This window comes from Achromobacter deleyi, assembly GCF_902859705.1.
Lineage (GTDB): Bacteria > Pseudomonadota > Gammaproteobacteria > Burkholderiales > Burkholderiaceae_B > Achromobacter > Achromobacter deleyi.
In genome coordinates, this window is the sequence record NZ_CADIJO010000002.1 from 223931 (window position 1) to 240677 (window position 16747).

15 protein-coding genes are annotated in these 16747 nt (G+C 68.8%); 7 read left to right on the forward strand and 8 right to left on the reverse strand.

Going from position 1 to position 16747, the window contains the following annotated elements:
* The first annotated feature begins 160 nt into the window (after positions 1–160).
* From HV798_RS03490 to HV798_RS03500, 3 genes are read left to right on the forward strand one after another with little or no spacing between them, the layout of a single operon-like run.
* Positions 161–1129 (forward strand): Bug family tripartite tricarboxylate transporter substrate binding protein, encoded by a 969-nt coding sequence (locus HV798_RS03490; RefSeq protein WP_175191346.1) that lies wholly within the window; start codon positions 161–163, stop codon positions 1127–1129.
* An 11-nt stretch (positions 1130–1140) separates the two neighbouring features.
* Positions 1141–1449, forward strand: coding sequence for a YciI family protein (locus HV798_RS03495; protein WP_175191345.1), 309 nt, complete (start codon positions 1141–1143; stop codon positions 1447–1449).
* Positions 1446–2555, forward strand: coding sequence for a muconate/chloromuconate family cycloisomerase (locus HV798_RS03500; protein ID WP_175191344.1), 1110 nt, complete (start codon positions 1446–1448; stop codon positions 2553–2555). The genes HV798_RS03495 and HV798_RS03500 overlap by 4 nt, the downstream gene beginning before the upstream one ends.
* On the opposite strand, the gene HV798_RS31830 is transcribed toward HV798_RS03500, so the two are convergent.
* A complete protein-coding gene (locus tag HV798_RS31830) occupies positions 2552–5314 on the reverse strand; it encodes an autotransporter family protein (RefSeq protein WP_281360736.1) in 2763 nt (920 codons plus the stop codon). The genes HV798_RS03500 and HV798_RS31830 overlap by 4 nt on opposite strands.
* Positions 5315–5590: 276 nt before the next feature.
* Between HV798_RS31830 and HV798_RS03510 the strand changes: the two genes are divergently transcribed.
* The 3 genes from HV798_RS03510 to HV798_RS03520 all read left to right on the forward strand — a co-directional run bounded on the left by HV798_RS03510 (position 5591) and on the right by HV798_RS03520 (position 7100).
* A complete protein-coding gene (locus HV798_RS03510) occupies positions 5591–6178 on the forward strand; it encodes a TetR/AcrR family transcriptional regulator (RefSeq protein ID WP_175191343.1) in 588 nt (195 codons plus the stop codon).
* An 86-nt stretch (positions 6179–6264) separates the two neighbouring features.
* The gene (locus tag HV798_RS03515) at positions 6265–6762 is read left to right on the forward strand and encodes a hypothetical protein (protein WP_175191342.1); all 498 of its coding nucleotides are present in this window, start codon (positions 6265–6267) and stop codon (positions 6760–6762) included.
* A complete protein-coding gene (locus HV798_RS03520; RefSeq protein ID WP_175191341.1) occupies positions 6759–7100 on the forward strand; it encodes a hypothetical protein in 342 nt (113 codons plus the stop codon). The genes HV798_RS03515 and HV798_RS03520 overlap by 4 nt, the downstream gene beginning before the upstream one ends.
* A 22-nt stretch (positions 7101–7122) precedes the next feature.
* Here HV798_RS03520 and HV798_RS03525 read toward each other — a convergent pair whose 3' ends face one another.
* Together HV798_RS03525 and HV798_RS03530 are read right to left on the reverse strand one after the other, a co-directional pair.
* Positions 7123–8004: a PhzF family phenazine biosynthesis protein gene (locus tag HV798_RS03525; RefSeq protein ID WP_175191340.1), complete on the reverse strand. Its 882-nt coding sequence runs from the start codon at positions 8002–8004 to the stop codon at positions 7123–7125.
* Entirely contained in the window at positions 7997–8965 is a 969-nt protein-coding gene (locus tag HV798_RS03530) for a Bug family tripartite tricarboxylate transporter substrate binding protein (protein ID WP_175191339.1), read from the reverse strand. Before HV798_RS03530 ends, HV798_RS03525 begins: the two co-directional genes overlap by 8 nt.
* A 187-nt stretch (positions 8966–9152) precedes the next feature.
* Between HV798_RS03530 and HV798_RS03535 the strand changes: the two genes are divergently transcribed.
* Positions 9153–9995 carry an AraC family transcriptional regulator gene (locus HV798_RS03535; protein ID WP_175191338.1) on the forward strand — a complete coding sequence of 281 codons (843 nt, stop codon included), beginning with the start codon at positions 9153–9155 and terminating at the stop codon, positions 9993–9995.
* Here the strand turns inward: HV798_RS03535 and HV798_RS03540 are convergent.
* The 5 genes from HV798_RS03540 to HV798_RS03560 are packed head-to-tail and all read right to left on the reverse strand — an operon-like array spanning position 9911 to position 16563.
* Positions 9911–11596, reverse strand: a complete 1686-nt coding sequence (locus HV798_RS03540; protein ID WP_175191337.1) for a dipeptide ABC transporter ATP-binding protein — start codon at positions 11594–11596, stop codon at positions 9911–9913. The genes HV798_RS03535 and HV798_RS03540 overlap by 85 nt on opposite strands.
* Before the next feature lie 4 nt (positions 11597–11600).
* A complete protein-coding gene (locus tag HV798_RS03545; protein ID WP_175191336.1) occupies positions 11601–12491 on the reverse strand; it encodes an ABC transporter permease in 891 nt (296 codons plus the stop codon).
* A 25-nt stretch (positions 12492–12516) separates the two neighbouring features.
* The gene (locus tag HV798_RS03550; RefSeq protein ID WP_025141251.1) at positions 12517–13458 is read right to left on the reverse strand and encodes an ABC transporter permease; all 942 of its coding nucleotides are present in this window, start codon (positions 13456–13458) and stop codon (positions 12517–12519) included.
* Between the two features lie 46 nt (positions 13459–13504).
* Positions 13505–15106, reverse strand: a complete 1602-nt coding sequence (locus HV798_RS03555) for an ABC transporter substrate-binding protein (protein WP_217481141.1) — start codon at positions 15104–15106, stop codon at positions 13505–13507.
* Positions 15107–15117: 11 nt separating this feature from the next.
* Entirely contained in the window at positions 15118–16563 is a 1446-nt protein-coding gene (locus tag HV798_RS03560) for an amidase (protein ID WP_175191335.1), read from the reverse strand.
* Positions 16564–16747 lie beyond the last annotated feature (184 nt).

Consider the following 16747-nt stretch of genomic DNA (forward strand, 5'->3'; position numbering starts at 1 on the left):
TTCTTATGGGTCGTTCTTATGGATCGTTCGTTCGCCCGCCGTGCTTCATCGGCATGTGAATTCATCGATAAAAACGAACGATTCTGGCGTTCCAAATCATTATACGGATGGGTGGCCGCTCACTAGAATGCGCTCCATAGCGATAAAACAGGAGACATTCATGAAACGGCTCATTCCCGGCGCACTGCTTGCGTGCGCGGCGCTGGTTGGCGCATCCACGGCCCAGGCGGCCTTTCCCGACAAGCCGATCACGCTGATCGTGCATTTCCCGGCCGGCGCGTCGACCGACATCATTGCCCGCACGCTGGCCAAGGAAGTGGGCGAAGACCTGGGCCAGGCCGTCATCATCCAGAACAAGCCCGGCGCGGACGGCGCCATCGCCGCCCAGGAAGTGGTGCGCGCCAAGCCCGACGGCTACACCCTGCTTATCGCGACCAACAGCCCGATGTCGGGCGTGCCGGTGATGCGCAAGACGCCGCCCTACGATCCGGTGAAGGATTTCACGCCCATCACCGACATCGGCCGCTATTCGTTCTTTCTGTACACCCGCGCCGACGTCCCGGGCAACACGCTGCAGGAATTCGTGCAGCATGCCAAGAAGAACCCCGGCAAGCTGACCTACGGGTCGGGCAACGTCACGGGCCTGCTGTCGTTTGCGTACGTGGCGCAGGCCAGCAAGATCGACATCCTGAGCGTGCCCTACAAGGGCGAGCCGCCGATGATCAATGACATCCTGGGCGGCCACCTGGATGCGGGCATCGCCACGGCGGGCACCGGCATGCCGCAGGTGCAGGCCGGCAAGCTCAAGGCGCTGGCCACCGTGCTGCCCGCCCGCAGCCCCAACGCACCGACCGTGCCAACCATGGCCGAAGCCGGCCTGGGCGGCTTTCCCATCGCGCCCTGGCTGGGGCTGTTCGGCCCGGCGGGCATGCCGGCCGATCTGGTCGAGCAGTTGAACGCGGCCTTCAAGCGCGCCATGGACAAGCCTTCGGTCAAGCAAGCCATGCAAGTGCAGGACTTCATGCTGACCCCGTCCACGCCGCAAGCGTTGGGCGCGCTGGTCAAGGACCAACTCGAAAGCCATCGCACGCTGCTGCGCGCGACCGGCCTGGAAGGCAGCCAGAACTGAGCACACAGACCATGACCTATTTCATCGAAACGTTCGACAAGCCGGACCACCAGGCCGTGCGCCAGGCCTTGCGTCCGCAGCATCTGGATTTCCTGCAAGCCCACGCCCACCGGCTGCTGGCCTGCGGTGCCAAGCTGCGCGATGACGGCAGCGACGCGGGCGGCGGCGTGTACATCATCACTGCCGACAGCCTGGCCGAGGCGCAGGCGTTCATCCACGCCGATCCATTCTTCCAGGGCGAGCTGTTTGCCGAAGTGCGCATCACCCGCTGGCGCAAGGCGTATGTGGACGGCGTCTGCCACCTGCCGGGGGCGCAATGAAGCTTCACAGCATCGACACCACCATCGTCGATCTGCCGGTGGCCCGGCCACACAAGCTGGCCATGGCCGTGATCGACCGCCACAGCCAGGTCATCGTGCGCGTGCGCACCGAATGCGGCGTCGAAGGCCTGGGCGAGATCGCCATCATTCCGCACTATGGCGAAGAAGCGCCGGGCGCGATCAAGTCGATGATCGACGAAGTGATCGCGCCTTACCTGGTGGGCTACGACATCCGGCGGCTGGAAGGCCTGGTCCAGTTCATGGACCAGATCATCAAGAACAACGCCTACGCCAAGGGCGGCATCGAAATGGCCTGCGTGGACGCCATCGCCCGCGCCATGAACGTGCCGGCCTACCAGCTGTTCGGCGGCAAGCTGCACGACAGCATTCCGCTCTTGTGGGTGCTGGGCAATGGCGTCATCGACAAGGACATTGCCGAAGCCGAGGCGCGGCTGGGCGACTACAAGCTGTTCCTGGTCAAGATCGGCAAGGGCGACCCGCGTGAAAACGTCGACCGCGCGCTGGCCATCCGCGATGCGCTGGGCGACCGCGCCCAGGTGCGGGTCGACATCAACCAGGGCTGGGATGAAGCCACTGCCACCTGGGGCATCGGCGAACTGCAGGCCGGCGGCATCGAGATCATCGAGCAGCCGCTGCCCGGCCACAACGTCGAAGGCATGCGCCGCCTGACCGAACGCTTCACCGTGCCCATCATGGCCGACGAAGGCGTCATGACCGCGCAAGACGCGCTGCGCATCGCGCAGCGCAACGCCGCCGACGCCTTTTCGGTGAAGGTCACCAAGCATGGCGGCATGCTGCGCACCAAGCAGGTCGCCAACATTGCCCAGGCCGCCGGCATCCGTCTGTTTGGCGGCACGATGATCGAAGGGCAGATCGGCACGTCGGCCTATGCGCAGATCTTCTCGACCATGCCCAACCTGACGCTGGGCGCGCAGTTGTTCGGCCCGCATCTGCTGACCGACGACATCGCCTCGCCGGTCATCGCATTCAAGGACCACGCGCTGGTCGTGCCCGACCTGCCGGGCTTCGGTGTCACGCTGGATACCGACAAGCTGAAGTTCTACCAGCGCCAGGCCGCGCGCTAGAACGCCCAGCGCCAGGACAGCGTCGCGCCGTGGTCCTGGTTGCCCGAGCCGAACTGGCCGGCGTAGGCAAGGCCCACCGTGGCGTTGCGGCCGACGGCGGCGTCCAGGCCCACTTCGACCAAGGCGGCATTGCGCGCGATCGGTGCACCCGCGACGGTGAACGCGTCGCCCGCGTCGAACGCCATGCGCGATACCGGTTTGACGTCGCCGAAGGCATGGCGCCAGCCCAGGCCGCCCGTGAGAGCGCCTTGCGTTGTACCCAGTGCCAGGTCGTGGCGGGCCCGCAGGCCCAGGGTGGTGGTCGTGGTGTGGGTGGTCTGGCTCTCGCCCGACAGCGCCGCGCTGCCGCCGCTTTCGCGGAACGCCCGGCTGCGCTGGCCGGCCCAGGCCGCGCCGGCATAAGGTTCCACGGTGAGCGCATCGCTCGCTTTGAACGCCCAGCCCAGTTCCGTGAAGACCTGCGTGGTGCTGGCGCCGTAGTCGGCGCGCAGCGTCTGGTCCAGCCCGCCCGCGGCGATGCGGCGTTGGGTGCTGATGTCGTGCCAGGTATAGGCCGCGCCCAGCAGCAGGTTGAGCGTGCCGGGGCCGGCCGCAAAGGCCTTGCCGCCGTAGACGATCGCGCTGTAGCTGGAAATGTCGGTCTTGGCATCCACGCCGTCGGTGCGCAGGTTGCTGTCGGTATAGCCCAGCGCGCCGCCCAGGCGCCAGCCGCCGCCGAGGGCGCCGTCTCCGCCCGCGAAAACGCCGCCCGTATGCAGGCGCACGGCGGACGTATCGGCCGTGGCGCCCAGGCGCTGCCAGTTGCCCACCACTTGCACCCACGCCGGCTGCGTGCGGGACGTGGGCAAGGTGGCGGCGGCGGGGGCGGCGTCGCTCATGCCGGCGGCGGCCGTGGGCGCACCCGGACGCAAGCCCGCGCCCAGGTTGGCGCGCAGCTGCGCCAGCGGTACGTTGCGGACCAGGCTGCCCAGGCCCTGCAACGCGCTGGCGGCGCTGGCGTGGGTCTCGCCGGACAAGGCGGCGAAGTACGACGGCGGCGCGCCTTCGGGCAGGGTCAGGGCGTGGCGATAGACCTCGTGGCTGACGGGCAGGCTGTTCACCGCGTTGGCGGTGGCGATGCCGTTGCGGCTGAAGACCAGATCGGCGAAGCGGATGGGGCGCGTGGCCGGCGGCTCGATCACCGGGGGCACGGGATTGCCTCCGGTGGCTGGCGGCGTGCCGGGGTCCGGGTCCGGCGTCACGGGCGGTACCTGCTTGGTCGCGAATTTCAGGTTCACCGTCTGGTCGTTGGCCGAGTAGTCCAGCGTCGTGTCCAGATACGCCAGGTTGGTGGTGACACTGGCAAAGCGCGTGCCGTTGAGCGTGCCGTTCGCCTGCAGGATGGGGTAGAGCGTGCCGGTGCCATAGCTGCCCGAGCCGCCTACGACCTTCACGGTTGCCCCGGACACATTGGCGCTGCCGGTCGTGGCCAGCAAGTCGGCCTGGCCATTTTCCATGCGCACGACGAAGGTGCCGCCGGTGCCGAAATCCACTGACCCCGTGACGCGTGCCAGTGCGGTGCCGGTGCCGGCATTGCTGCCGATCGCCAGCGTGTTGCCCGTGCCGGTGAAACGGATGTTGCCCGTCGTGGTCGCACCGCGCCACAGCGTCAAGGAGTTGTTGTTGCCTTCGAAAATGACGGCATCGGTGCCGCTGGACATCGTGCCCTTGTTGATCACGGTGGTGTTGCTGCCGGCCCGCAGCGCGGCCCCGTCAAGGCCTGGCCTGTCGAGCGGTCCTGCTGCGCCGCCGCCGCCGCCAGCGATAAGGCCTTCATTGGTGACCGTGCCGGACCCGATCGAGATGCCGGTGCCGCCGTTGCCGGCCAGCACTCCCGTCGTATTGGCGGACTGCACCGAGCCGCCCAGGCCGCCAGCAACGAAGGTCGATGGGCCTATCGTGATCGTGCCCGAGGTCAGGACGATTGCATCGCCGCCGGCCCCGCCTGCGATGCGTGATTCGCCGCCGCCGCCGCCGTAGATGCTCCCTCCCAAGAGCTGCAGCGTGCCAGAGGCCGCTACCACGCCCGCGCCGCCGCCGCCGCCGCCTGCGGCGGAATACGTCTGGCCCAACATGAATTCATAGAAACTGCCACTGCCTTGGCCGCCCTGGATGATGGCGCTACCGTTCGTCGTCAATGAAATACCCGGTAGTCCCACGACCGCCGCGCCACCGCCGCCGCCGCCGCCCAACCTGAGAGCATCGACTCCGCGCGCCCCGTTGATTGCGCCGCTGCTGATCGCGAGAAGGTACGTTGGCGGGGAGGAGTCCCCCCCGTTCCCGCCAGTAGCGAGCGTGTTGTTGCTGCCGTCACTGCCACCGCCGCCGCCCGACCCGATGGTGAGGCCGCCGCCGCCTCCGCCGCCGCCCAATTGGCCTCCCGCAGACGGAGCGCCAGCGGCGCCGCCCAGGCCGCCCTTGCCGGGCAAGCCGTCATTGCCCGAGGTGCCGGGCAGGCCGCCCGCGACTGCCGCTAAGCCGGGCGCGCCGCCGCCAGCCCCTGCCTGGTAGCCTTGATTCACCGGGAGGCCCAGGATATTGCCGCCGCCGTGGCCGCCGTCGCCGCCGGTGAGGCCGCCGCCTTGGCCGCCGCCCGCCCCGGACCCCGAGCCGGTGCCGGCTTGGCCACCGCCGCCGTAGCCCGCGGCCGCCTGGACATCGGCGGGCACTGCGGCCAGTACGCAGACGGCCAGCGCCCAACCCAGGGCCAGCGGCGCCAATGCTTGCCTGCCAGGCGCGAATGAGGCGTTTTGTGCGGTGGAGGTCGCATGCGCGGCGTAGCGAACGGAGGATGCAGAACGGCGTGTACGCGACGGGCAAGGCATGGGGCTGTGTCCCTGAATGATGGCTGACTGACGTTAGTGGCACCTTGGCGCGGATCGTCTCAGGAAAAGATGTAACGGCTCGAGCGGCGTGATTCCGGATCGGTTGGGCAGGCTTGACACGTAACCGACCAACTAGTAGATTGGCTGCATCGTGAACCTGGAAATCCCCGCATGAGTCTGGATTTGTCCCCCCGCGCCCTGGAAATCGTCGAGCAGACCCGGCTGCTGCTGGCCACCGGCGGCTATCACGGGTTCAGCTACGCCGACGTGTCCGAGAAAGTGGGTATCGGCAAGCCCAGCATCCACCACCATTTCCCCGCCAAGGAAAACCTGGTGCTGACCGTGGTGACGCTGCATCGCGACCAGGCCCGCACGGGCTTGGCGGCGCTGAACCAACATGTGCCGGACCCGCAGGCGCGCTTGACCGCTTACGTCGATTACTGGGCCAAATGCCTGCGTGACGGCTCGATGCCCATGTGCATCTGCGCGATGCTGGCGGCGGAACTGCCCGCGGTGCCGCAGGCGGTCGCGCAAGAGGTTCGGGCCTATTTCGGCGAACTGACGGGCTGGATCGCGGCCGTGCTGGACAGCGGCGTGGCCCAGGGGCAGTTCCGGCTGCGCGACACGGTGCAGGTCGAGGCGCAGACGTTCATGTCGACGGTGCACGGGGCGATGCTGACCGCCCGTGCGCTGGGCGATCCCGAGGTCTTTGCCTCGATCACGCGGGCGGCCATCGGCCAGTTGGCCACCGCAGGCTGAATGCAGCAGGGCGTGCACGGAGGCGTGCGCGTTTTTTTAACTCGCAGTACCGATCAACTAGTTGGTTGCCAACAGGAGCCTTACCCATGCCACATCCCATTTCCACCTTGGGGGCCGCGCATACCCTCATCAGCCTGGTGCCCGCCACCGTGGGCCTGTACAGCTTCGTGCGCTATCGCGGCATCGTTCCCGCGACCCCCACCGGCAAGATCTACCTGGGCGGGCTGCTGCTGGCCGTGCTCACCTCGTTCGGGCTGTCCAGTTCCGGCGGCTTCAACGCCGGGCATGCGCTGGGCATCCTGGCGCTGCTTGCCGTATCGGGCGCCTTGCTCGTCTCGCGCTTGCGATGGCTGTCGCGCGCACAGCCCTATCTGTCGCAGCTGGGCTTCTCGTTCAGTTTCTTCCTGATGTGGGTGCCGGGCATCGCGGAAACGCTGACGCGGCTGCCGGTGTCGCATCCGCTGGCCGACGGACCGCAGTCGCCGCTGGTGCGCGGCGCGCTGGGGGCCTGGTTCGCGGTGTTCCTGGTGGGCGCGGCCGTGCAGCAGTTCTGGATCCGGTCGCGGCAAAAGGTGTCGGCATGAGTACCCGCGCGATCGATCCGATCGGGGCCTTGCGCTTGCATGACGTGTGGGCGGCGTACCGCGCGGCCTCGGTCAAGCCGACGCGCGAGTCCTACACGGCCCACTGCGTGCGCAACGCCGCGCAGGCGTTCCATGCGCAGCTGGACCGGCTGAATGCGCAATCCGTGGCCGAGAACCAGGCCCAGCGGGACGCGCAGACCGCGCTGCAAGTGCGCGCCCAGGCCGCCAATGACCTGGGCACGATCCAGGGCGTGCTGGCGCTGCAGGGCCAGCGCTACGCGGTGGGCCTGCCCCCGCTGCGGCCGCGCAACGGAGTGGACGAATTCGACGGCGCGTGACGCCGCCGCGCCGGCCGCGTCGTCAGTCCATCCACTGCGTTTCGCCGCTCAGCCAGCAGCCCGGCGCATCGGTGCGGGCGCGCAGCTGAATGGCCGACGGCGACCCCATGGCCACGCCCTGGCGCACCGTACAGATGCGGCCTTTGGGCACCGCGCCCACGCGGTCCAGGTAGCCCCACAAAGCGGCCGCCGCGATGCCGGTGGCCGCGTCTTCGGGGTAGCCCGAAGACTTGGGGAACTGCCGTGCGTAGACGTCGTCGCCTTCCACGGCGTAGGGGTACAGGCCCGTGGAGTCCAGCGCTTCGCACAGCGCGCGCATGGCGTTGAAGTCGGGCGCCAGGGCGTTCAGCGCGGCCGCGTCCGGCAGACGCACCAGCGTCTTCACGCGGCTGGTGCTGGCATTGATGGCGTGCAGGCCGGGCAGGGCGGGGTCGATGCGCAGCACCTCGGCGATGGCGCGCGTCTCGGCCGGCGTCAGGTCGCGCGTGGTGACGGCCGGCTGCGAGATCCAGGTCCAGCCGCGGGCGTCGTCCCATTGCACATCGACGATGCCGCTGTGCGTCTGGACCTGTGCGGCCGGGGTGGTCCAAAGGCCCCATTGGCGCAGCGCCCACAGCGTACCCACGGTGGCGTGGCCGCACATTTCCATTTCGTGGCCGGGCACGAAGAAGCGCAGCCGGCACAACGCGCCAGGCCCGTCGGCGGGAAAGACGAACGACGACTCGTGGCCGTGGTGCGCGGCCAGCGCCTGCATGTCGGCCGCGCTCATGCCGCGGGCATCCTGCACCAGCGGCACGGGGTTGCCGCCGGTCTGGCTGGCAGAGGGATCGACGAACACGCGCAGCAGGGCCACGTCGCCGGCAGGCGGCGGCGTCAGGGGGCGGGCGGAAGATAGGTCAGTCAAACTGGACTCCAACAGTGGTGATGAGGTCGCGCCAGAAGGCGAGGTCTTGGGTCACGGCGCCGGTCAGGGCCTGGGGCGTGCCGGGCTTGACGTCGACGCCCTTGGCCGCCAGGTCGGCGGCGACGGCGGGATCGCGCAGCGCGGCATTCAGGGCCTGGTTCATGCGCTCGACGACGGCCGGCGGCGTGCCTTTGGGAAACGCCAGGCCGTACCAGAGCGATTGCGCGTAGGCCGGCATGCCCTGCGCGGCAAAGGTCGGCACGTCGGGCAGGATGGGCGTGGGCTGGGTGGTGGCCACGGCGGCGACCTTGCCGCTTTGCACGAACGGCGCCAGGCCCACGGGGTTGTCGAACATGATGTCCACCTGGCCGCCGACCAGGTCCGTATAGGCGGGCGCCGCACCCCGATAGGGCACGTGGGTCAGGTCGACCTGCTGGTCCTTGGCGAACATCGCGCCCAGCAGATGCGACAGCGTGCCGGCGCCGACCGAGGCGTAGGTGCCGCGGCCGCGCTGCTTCAGGGTCTGCACCAGGGCAGGCAGCGTGGCGGACTTCAGGGACGGATGCACGGCCAGCACATAGGGCGACGTGCCGATGAAGCCGATGTAGTCGAAGTCCTGGGCCGGCCGGTAGGGCAGGTTCTTGTACAGGCTGGGGCTGAGCGCGATGGTGCTGGTGGTGACGGCCAGCGCGGTGTAGCCATCGGGCTTGGCCCGCGCGGCCTGGCCTGACCCCACCGTGCCACCGGCGCCGCCGGCATTCTGGATGACCAGGGTCTGGCCCAGGTGGCGCGTCAGCGCCGGTTGCAGCGTGCGCACGACCAGGTCGGTGCCGCCGCCGGCCGGGAAAGGCACGATCAGGGTGACGGGCTTGTCCGGCCAGGCGGCCTGGGCCAGGGTGGCGGCAGGCGCCAGGGCGAGCGCCAGGCAGGGCAGCAGGATGGATGAAAACAGGCGCGACATGACATTCCCCTTGTTGTGGTGTGATGCCGTGATCGTAGGGACCGGCGGCGGAGCGAGCGAACCGTGGCGCGACAGCATGACGTCCAAAACGCGACAGCGGCGCGCGGTCTTGCAATAACGTTGGCGCGCGTCGATACTGATTCGACCTGTCCATTCACCGCCGCCCGCCTTGCCGGGCACCCCCGCCATGACGCGCCTCGTCCCGCTATCGTCCAAACTGGACCTGATCGCCCAGACCGGTTTTGCCCTGGCCGCCAGCCGCCAGCCGCGCTATGCCTTCCATTGGCACGAGCACGATTGCGCCATGCTGCTGTGGCCGCGCGCCGGCGCGCTCGACAGCGCCTGGCGCGATACCGACGGCGAATGCCGCCGGGGCCGGCTGGTGCGGGGGCAGGCGCTGCTGCTGCCCTCGCATGTCGAGCACAGCACGCGCGCCCAGAGCATCGCGCAGCAGCATGGCGAGCTCTATCTGTCGCCCGACCTGCTGCGGGCCTGCCGCGCCATGGGGGTGCTGCAACTGGATGGCGCCGCGCAGGCCATGCTGGACGCGCTCTGGAAGCCGGCCTTGTCGGCCAAGGCGCAGCCGGCATTGATCACCGCGTTGATCGCCCAGCTGGACAGCAGCCGTCCGGGCCAGGTGCTGGCCGCGCCGCCGCCGAACCTGGCGCGTCGCTGGGTCGATTCCTTGCGCCAGTGCCTGGAAGACGGCCAGCCGCCGCCTTCCGTTGCCGAATCCGCGATTGCATTGGGGGTATCCATCCGGACCTTGCAACGCGCCTGCGTGGACGCGTTCGGGCTGCCGCCGGTGGCTGTGCGCCGCACGCTGGTGGCGCAGGTCGCGCGCCAGCGCATCGCGCTGGGCGAACCCGCCGCGCGGGTCAGCGCCGAATTGGGATTCGCCAGCAGCGGCCACCTGGGCCGGCTGCTGCGCGCCATCGATGCCGATCAGGGCGTGCCCGCCGCAAAGCTCAGCGCATCCGGCGCCGCTGCCGACTGGCCCGGAATGGACGCCACCAGCTCGCGCGTGTAGTCGCTGGACGGGCGCAGGAACACATCCTGCGCCGGGCCGATCTCCACCACCTTGCCGCGTTGCATGACGGCGATGCGATGGCATAGCCGCGCCGCCACGCGCAGGTCGTGCGTGATGAAGATCATGCTGACGCCCAGCCGCTCGCGAATCGATTCCAGCAGATCGAGAATCTGCGCCTGCACCGACACGTCCAGCGCCGACACGGCTTCGTCGGCGATCAGGATTTCCGGCTCCATCATCAGCGCCCGCGCAATCGACAGCCGCTGCCGTTGGCCGCCCGAGAACTCGTGCGGAAAGCGCTGCAAGGCGCTCGGGTCCATGCGCACCAGGTCCAGCATGTCGAGCATGCGCGCATGCACGGCCTTGGGCTCGGCGCCGAAATTCAAGGGGCCTTCGGCCAGCGTCCGGCCCACCGTGCGGCGGGGGTTGAAGGAACGGAAGGGGTCCTGAAACACCATCTGCACGCGCTTGCAGTAGCCGCGCGCGGCGCGGCCGTGCAGCTTGACCACGGGCTGGCCGCCCAGCAGGATCTCGCCCGACGTCGGTGTGGCAAAGCGCGCCAGGCAACGCCCCAGCGTGGTCTTGCCCGAACCGGACTCGCCGACGATGCCCAGGGTTTCGCCGCGCGCCAGTTGCAGCGACACGCCGCCCAGGGCGTCGACGCTGCGGCGCCGGGACTTGAACATCGATGCGGTCTGAAAGCGCAGCGTCAGGTCACGCACTTCCAGCATCGGCGGGGCCGACGGCGGCAGGGCGGCTGCGCGAAAATCGCCGCGCGGACGTGCATCGAGCAGGCGCCGGGTATAGGCGTGCTGCGGATGATTGAGCACATCGGCCGCGGCGCCCTGTTCGACGATGCGGCCCGACTGCATCACCACCACGCGGTCCGCAATCTCGGCCACCACGTCGAAATCGTGCGTGATGAACAGCACGCCATTGTCGTGGCGGCCCCGCAGCTCGTTCAGCAGCCGCAGCACCTGCGCCTGCGAGGTCACGTCCAGCGCCGTCGTCGGTTCATCGGCGATGATCAGGCCGGGCTCCATCGCCAGGGCCATGGCGATCATCACGCGTTGGCGCTGGCCGCCGGAAAGCTGGTGCGGATAGGCATGCTGCAACGTTGCCGGCGACGGCAGCCGCACGTCGGTCAAGAGCGCCAGCACGCGCTGGGCCACCGCCTGGCGGTCCAGCGCCTTGGCATGGAACTCGAACACTTCGGCGATCTGGTCGCCCACGCGCATCAGCGGATTGAGCGCGGTCATCGGCTCCTGGAAGATCATGGCCATGCGGTCGCCGCGCAGCTTCTGCAGCGTCGACAGGCCGGCCTCGGTGATGTCGCGCCCGGCCAGCAGGATCTGCCCGCTTTCCAGGGCAAGAACGCCCTTGGGCAACAGGCCCATGATGGCGCTGGACGTCACCGATTTGCCGGACCCGGATTCGCCCACGATGCAGACGATCTCGCGGGCATGCACGGTCAGCGACAGGTCTTGCACCGCATAGCGGCGGTCGCCGCCGCCGGGCAGCCGGACGTGGAGATTGCGGATGTCCAGGATGGGCGATGCGGAGCCGGCCGGCTCCGCCTGGGAACGGGATGCGTCGCGCATGGCGTCAGCCTTTGGTTTTGCGTGAAAGACGGGGGTCGAGACGGTCGCGCAGCGCATCGCCGAACATGTTGACGGCCAGGATCAGCAGCGCAAGGAATATGCCGGGATACAGCACGATCCAGGGAGCGCGCTGGAAGAACGGCCGGCCTTCGGCGATGATGCTGCCCAGGCTGGGAATCTCGGGTGGAAAGCCCAGGCCCAGAAAGCCCAGCACGGCTTCGGTCAGGATGGCGGCGGCGCAGACGAAGGTGGCCTGCACCACCAGCGGATTGATGGTGCTGGGCATGATGTGCCGCCACAGCACCTTCAGGGCCGGCGTGCCGGCGCCGACCGACGCTTCGACGTACGGTTCTTCGCGCACCGACAGCACCACGCTGCGCACCAGCCGCGCAATCCGCGGTATTTCGGGGATGGCAATCGCCGTGACCATGGACACGATGTTCGCGCCGCCCAGCGCCACCATCGCCACGGCCAGCAGCAGGCCGGGAATGGCCATGATGCCGTCCATCAACCGCATGATGGGCGCGTCCAGCCGGCGCACGTAGCCGGCGGCCAGGCCGATGACCAGGCCCGCCACCACGGCGATGGCGCTGACCATCGCGGCCAGTGCGATCGACAGGCGGCCGCCATACAGCACCCGCGACAGCAGGTCGCGGCCCAGCGAATCGGTGCCCAGCCAATAGGTCTCGGACGAGGCTTGCAGCCGGGCGCGCGGCGTGAGCGCCGCAGGGTCATGCTGCGCCAGCCAGGGCGCGCCCACCGAGACGGCCACCAGCAACAGCAGCAACAGCAGGGACCCGAGCATGACCGGGTCCTGCAGCACGGCCGCGCAGGCCTGGCGCCAGCGCGAACGCGGCGCCGCCGGGGAAAGGGGAAGGGCGGGGGAAGAAGACATCGTAGCGCTCCAGGTCGTACGCGGCTCAATAGCGGATGCGCGGGTCGAGGACGACATAGGCCAGGTCAATCAGCAGATTGACGAAGACGTAGATGAAGGAAAAGAACAGGATCGTGCCCTGCACGACGGGGTAGTCGCGGGCCAGCACCGAGTCCACGATCAGGCGCCCGACGCCGGCGATGTTGAAGATGGTCTCGGTGACCACCACGCCGCTGATCAGCGTGGTGAGCGCCACGCCGACGATGGTCACGATGGGAATGGCCGCGTTGCGCAACGCATGGCGAAACAGCACGACGCGCTCGGTCACGCCCTTGGCGCGGGCAGTGCGCACGAAGTCTTCGCCCAGGACGTCCAGCAGGCTGGCCCGCGTGATGCGTGTGATAAGCGCAACGAACACCATGGCCAGCGTGATGGTCGGCAGCAGCAGGTGCGACGCATACCGGCCCACGCCGTCGGCCAGCGGTGAATAGCCTTGCACCGGCAGCCAGTTCAGCTTCACCGAGAACACCAGGATCAGCAGATAGGCCACCACGAAGGCGGGCACGGAAAAGGCCAGCACGGCGCCGGCCATGATGCCGCGATCCGCCAGGCCGCGGTGGCGCCATGCGGCCAGCACACCCAGCGGAATTGCGGCGGCGATGGTCAGCAGGATGGCCCACGCGGCCAGCGAGAACGTCGGGCCCAGCCGCGCCTTGATCAGCGAGGTCACCGATTGCCGGGACTGGATGGAGTGGCCCAGGTCGCCCTGCGCCAGCGCGGCCATCCAGCGCACGTACTGCGTGCCCAGCGATTGGTCCAGGCCCATGTCCTGGCGGATCTGCATGATGTCCGCCTCGCTGGCCATGTCGCCCGCGATGACGCGCGCCGGGTCGCCCGGCGCCAGGCGCAGCAGCAGGAACACTACGGTGGCGACGATCAGCATGACGGGAATCGCCGCCAGCAGGCGTTTGAGGATGAGTTCGATCATGGCTATGCCTTGCCGTTCGCGGCGCGGCCCGTGGGCCGCATCGCGGTTACTTCTGGCCCAGCCAGAAAAGAGGAATGGGCGCGTCCACCAGCGTGCCGAACTTGGCGGTGTTGTAGCCCTTGGCCTTCGAGTAGGCCCCCAGCGGAATGAAGAAGACCTGCTCGTAGCTCAGCTTCTGGATCGCCGCGGCGATCTCCTTGCGCTTGGACACATCGCTTTCGGCGGCGAACCGATCGCGCAGCGATTCCATCGCCTCGCTGCCGGTCCAGCCGATGTAGCCCGCTTCGCCGCGGCCATCCAGGTTGGGGTTGGTCAGCGGGTTCATCAGGTCGATGCTGGTGAAGCCGGTCTGGAAGATGCTCCAGCCGCCCTGGTCCACCGGGTCCTTCTTCGAATAGCGGGTCAGCAGCGTGGCCCAGTCCATGGACTGGATTTCCACGTTCATGCCGATGCTCTTGAGCGCCTGCGCCGTCACCGAGGCCAGGCTGGACAGCACGGGCAGGTCGGTCGGATGCAGGATCACGACCTTGCTGCCGTCGTAGCCGCTGTCCTTGAGCAGCACCCGGGCGTGCGCCAGATCGGGCTTTTGCGTCTGCGTGGCGCCTTCCTGCGAGGCGTACGGCGAGATGCAGCTGAGCACCGCGCCGCACAGTTGGTAGACCTTGTCGTCGCCGATCTGCGCGTCCAGATAATCGGCCTGGTAGACCGCGGCAAGCACGGCGCGGCGCACCTTGACGTTGTTGAACGGCGGCTGCAGCCAGTTCATGCGCATCGTGAACATGTTGGTGCTCTCGCCGTACGGCTTGAGCGCAATCGCCTTCACGCCTTCCAGTTGCGGCATGAGGTCGGGCGGCACGTCTTCGATGAAGTCGATCTCGCCGCGGCGCAGCGCGTTCACCGCCGTCTGCGAATCGGAGATGTTGACCAGCTCGATGCGGTCGGCAATGGCCACCTTGCCGCCCGCAAAGCCGCTGGCCGGCTCGTTGCGCGGCACGTAGCCGGTGAATTTGACGTAGGCGGCCTTCACGCCGGGCTGGAAACTGGCCGCATCGAACCGGTACGGGCCCGAGCCGATCACTTCGGTGATGGCCTGCGACGCCGGCACGGACGCGATGCGCTTGGGCATGATGAAGGGCACCGGCGCGCCGGATTTGGCCAGCGCCTCGTACAGCATGCCGAAGGGCTTGTTCAGCTTGAACACCACCGTCGCGGGGTCGGGGCTTTCCAGGCTGGCGGTCGCGGCCATCAGCCGCTGGCCCAGGGCGTCGCGGCCGGCCCAGCGCTTGAGCGAGGCGACGACGTCTTCGCTGGTGACGGGCGCGCCGTCATGAAAGGCCAGGCCCTTGCGCAGCGTCAGCGTCACGGTCAGCTTGTCGGGGGATTCCGTCCAGCTGTCCACCATTTCGGGCTGCGGCGCGCCGTTGGCGTCCATGGCGAACAGCGTGTCGAACACCATGTAGCCGTGGTTGCGCGTGATGTAGGCGTTGGTCAGGATGGGGTCGACGATACGCAGGGGCGCCTGCATGACGATCTTGGCGGTGGTCTCGGCCTGCACGGCGCCGGCCGCGGTGAACAGGGCGGCGCCGGCGGCGGCGCTGACGAGGGCGGGCGCGAAGGCGCGGCCCAGGCGGGACATCAGTGTGTTCATAGAGGTACCGTTCAGGCGAACAGGGGTTTGCGATCTGCCCAGGGGGCGGCGCGTTCAAGCTGCGCCGACAGGTCCAGCAGCGTGTCTTCGTGGCCGAAATGGCCGATCAACTGCGTGGCGACCGGCAAGCCGGCTTGCGTCCACCACAAGGGCAGGCTGGCCGCCGGCAGGCCGGCGCCGTTGACCACCGGCAGGAACGTCGAATAAGTGGCCGCGCGCGCCCGGTAGTCGCGAAACCCCAGCCCGTCGGCGGGGTTCAGCGACAGGTAGTCCAGCTTGCAGGGCAACTGGGCCAGCGTCGGGGTCAGCAGCACGTCCAGCCCGGCCATGGCGGCGGCAAAGGCGCGGCCCACGGCGTGCAGCCGCGACACGGCATCGATGTACGACACGGCGTTCAGGCCCTTGCCGACGTCGTAGCCGTCGCGGATGACCGATTCCAGGTCCTCGTCGCGCAGCTTGCGGCCCAGCGCGGCCAGGCGGGCATCCACGGCCACCACGATGTTGCTGGCCAGGATGCTGCCGTGGGCGTGCACGAAGCCGTCATAGTCGATGGCGGGCAGGGCGGCCTCGAAGACCTCGTGGCCCATGGCTTGCAGCAGCGACGCGGCATGGTCGACGGCCGCCTCGCATTCGGGAGCGATACCGATGCCGTTCCAGCCTTGGCGCAGGATGCCGACCCGCCGCGCCCGATGCGGCTGTTCGCGCACGGCGTCCACGAACAGGCGAGGCTTGGGCGGGGCCGCGTAGGGGGCGCCCGGTTCGTAGCCGCCGATCAGGTCCAGCGCTGCGGCCGTGTCGCGCACGCTGCGGCTGAGCACGCCGTCGGTCGACATGCCGGCCCAGCCTTCGCCGCGGTTCGGCCCCATGGGCACGCGGCCGCGCGAGGGCTTCAGGCCGAACACGCCGCAGCAGGCGGCCGGAATGCGGATCGAGCCGCCGCCGTCGCTGCCATGCGCCACCGGCACGATGCGGGCGGCCACCGCCGCGGCCGCGCCGCCGCTGGAGCCGCCCGCCGAGCGGGTGCGGTCCCATGGGTTGGGCGTGGGGCCGCCGTTGCGCACGGCTTCGGTGGTGCCGGCCATGCACAGTTCCGGCACCGTGGTGCGCGCAAACGGAATCAGGCCGGCAGCATCGAAGCGGCCGGCGACGGTCGCGTCATGGTCGTACGCGATGTCGTTGAACAGCGCCGAGCCGATGCTCGATGGAAAGCGCCGGTGGGCGAAGCCCGAATCCTTCAACAGGAAGGGAATGCCGCGGAACGGGCCGCGCGGCGTCCAGTCTGCCGCGATCTGGCGCGATTCCTCGTAGCGTGGGTAGGTGATGGCGTTCAAGCCGGGATTGCGCGCTTGGGCCAGGGCGATGGCGCAATCCATGAGTTCGGCGGAAGTCGTCTCGCCGCGTTCCAGCAAATCGGCCAAGGCCAGGCCGTCCAGATTTTCGTAGTCGTCGATATGCATGCTTTCCCCAGATTCCAGTGGTCTCGCCGTGCCGGTCGGCCACTGGATGCCCCAGAGTCTATGGACGCGTGCCGCGAGGGCCAAACCAGAATGCGACACGCGGCTGATCCGAAATGCGGCAGCCGGCGCGTGGCGCAGGGAAGGCCGGGGCGGCGCGGTGGTGCGGTTTCGGGTAATCCCTGAT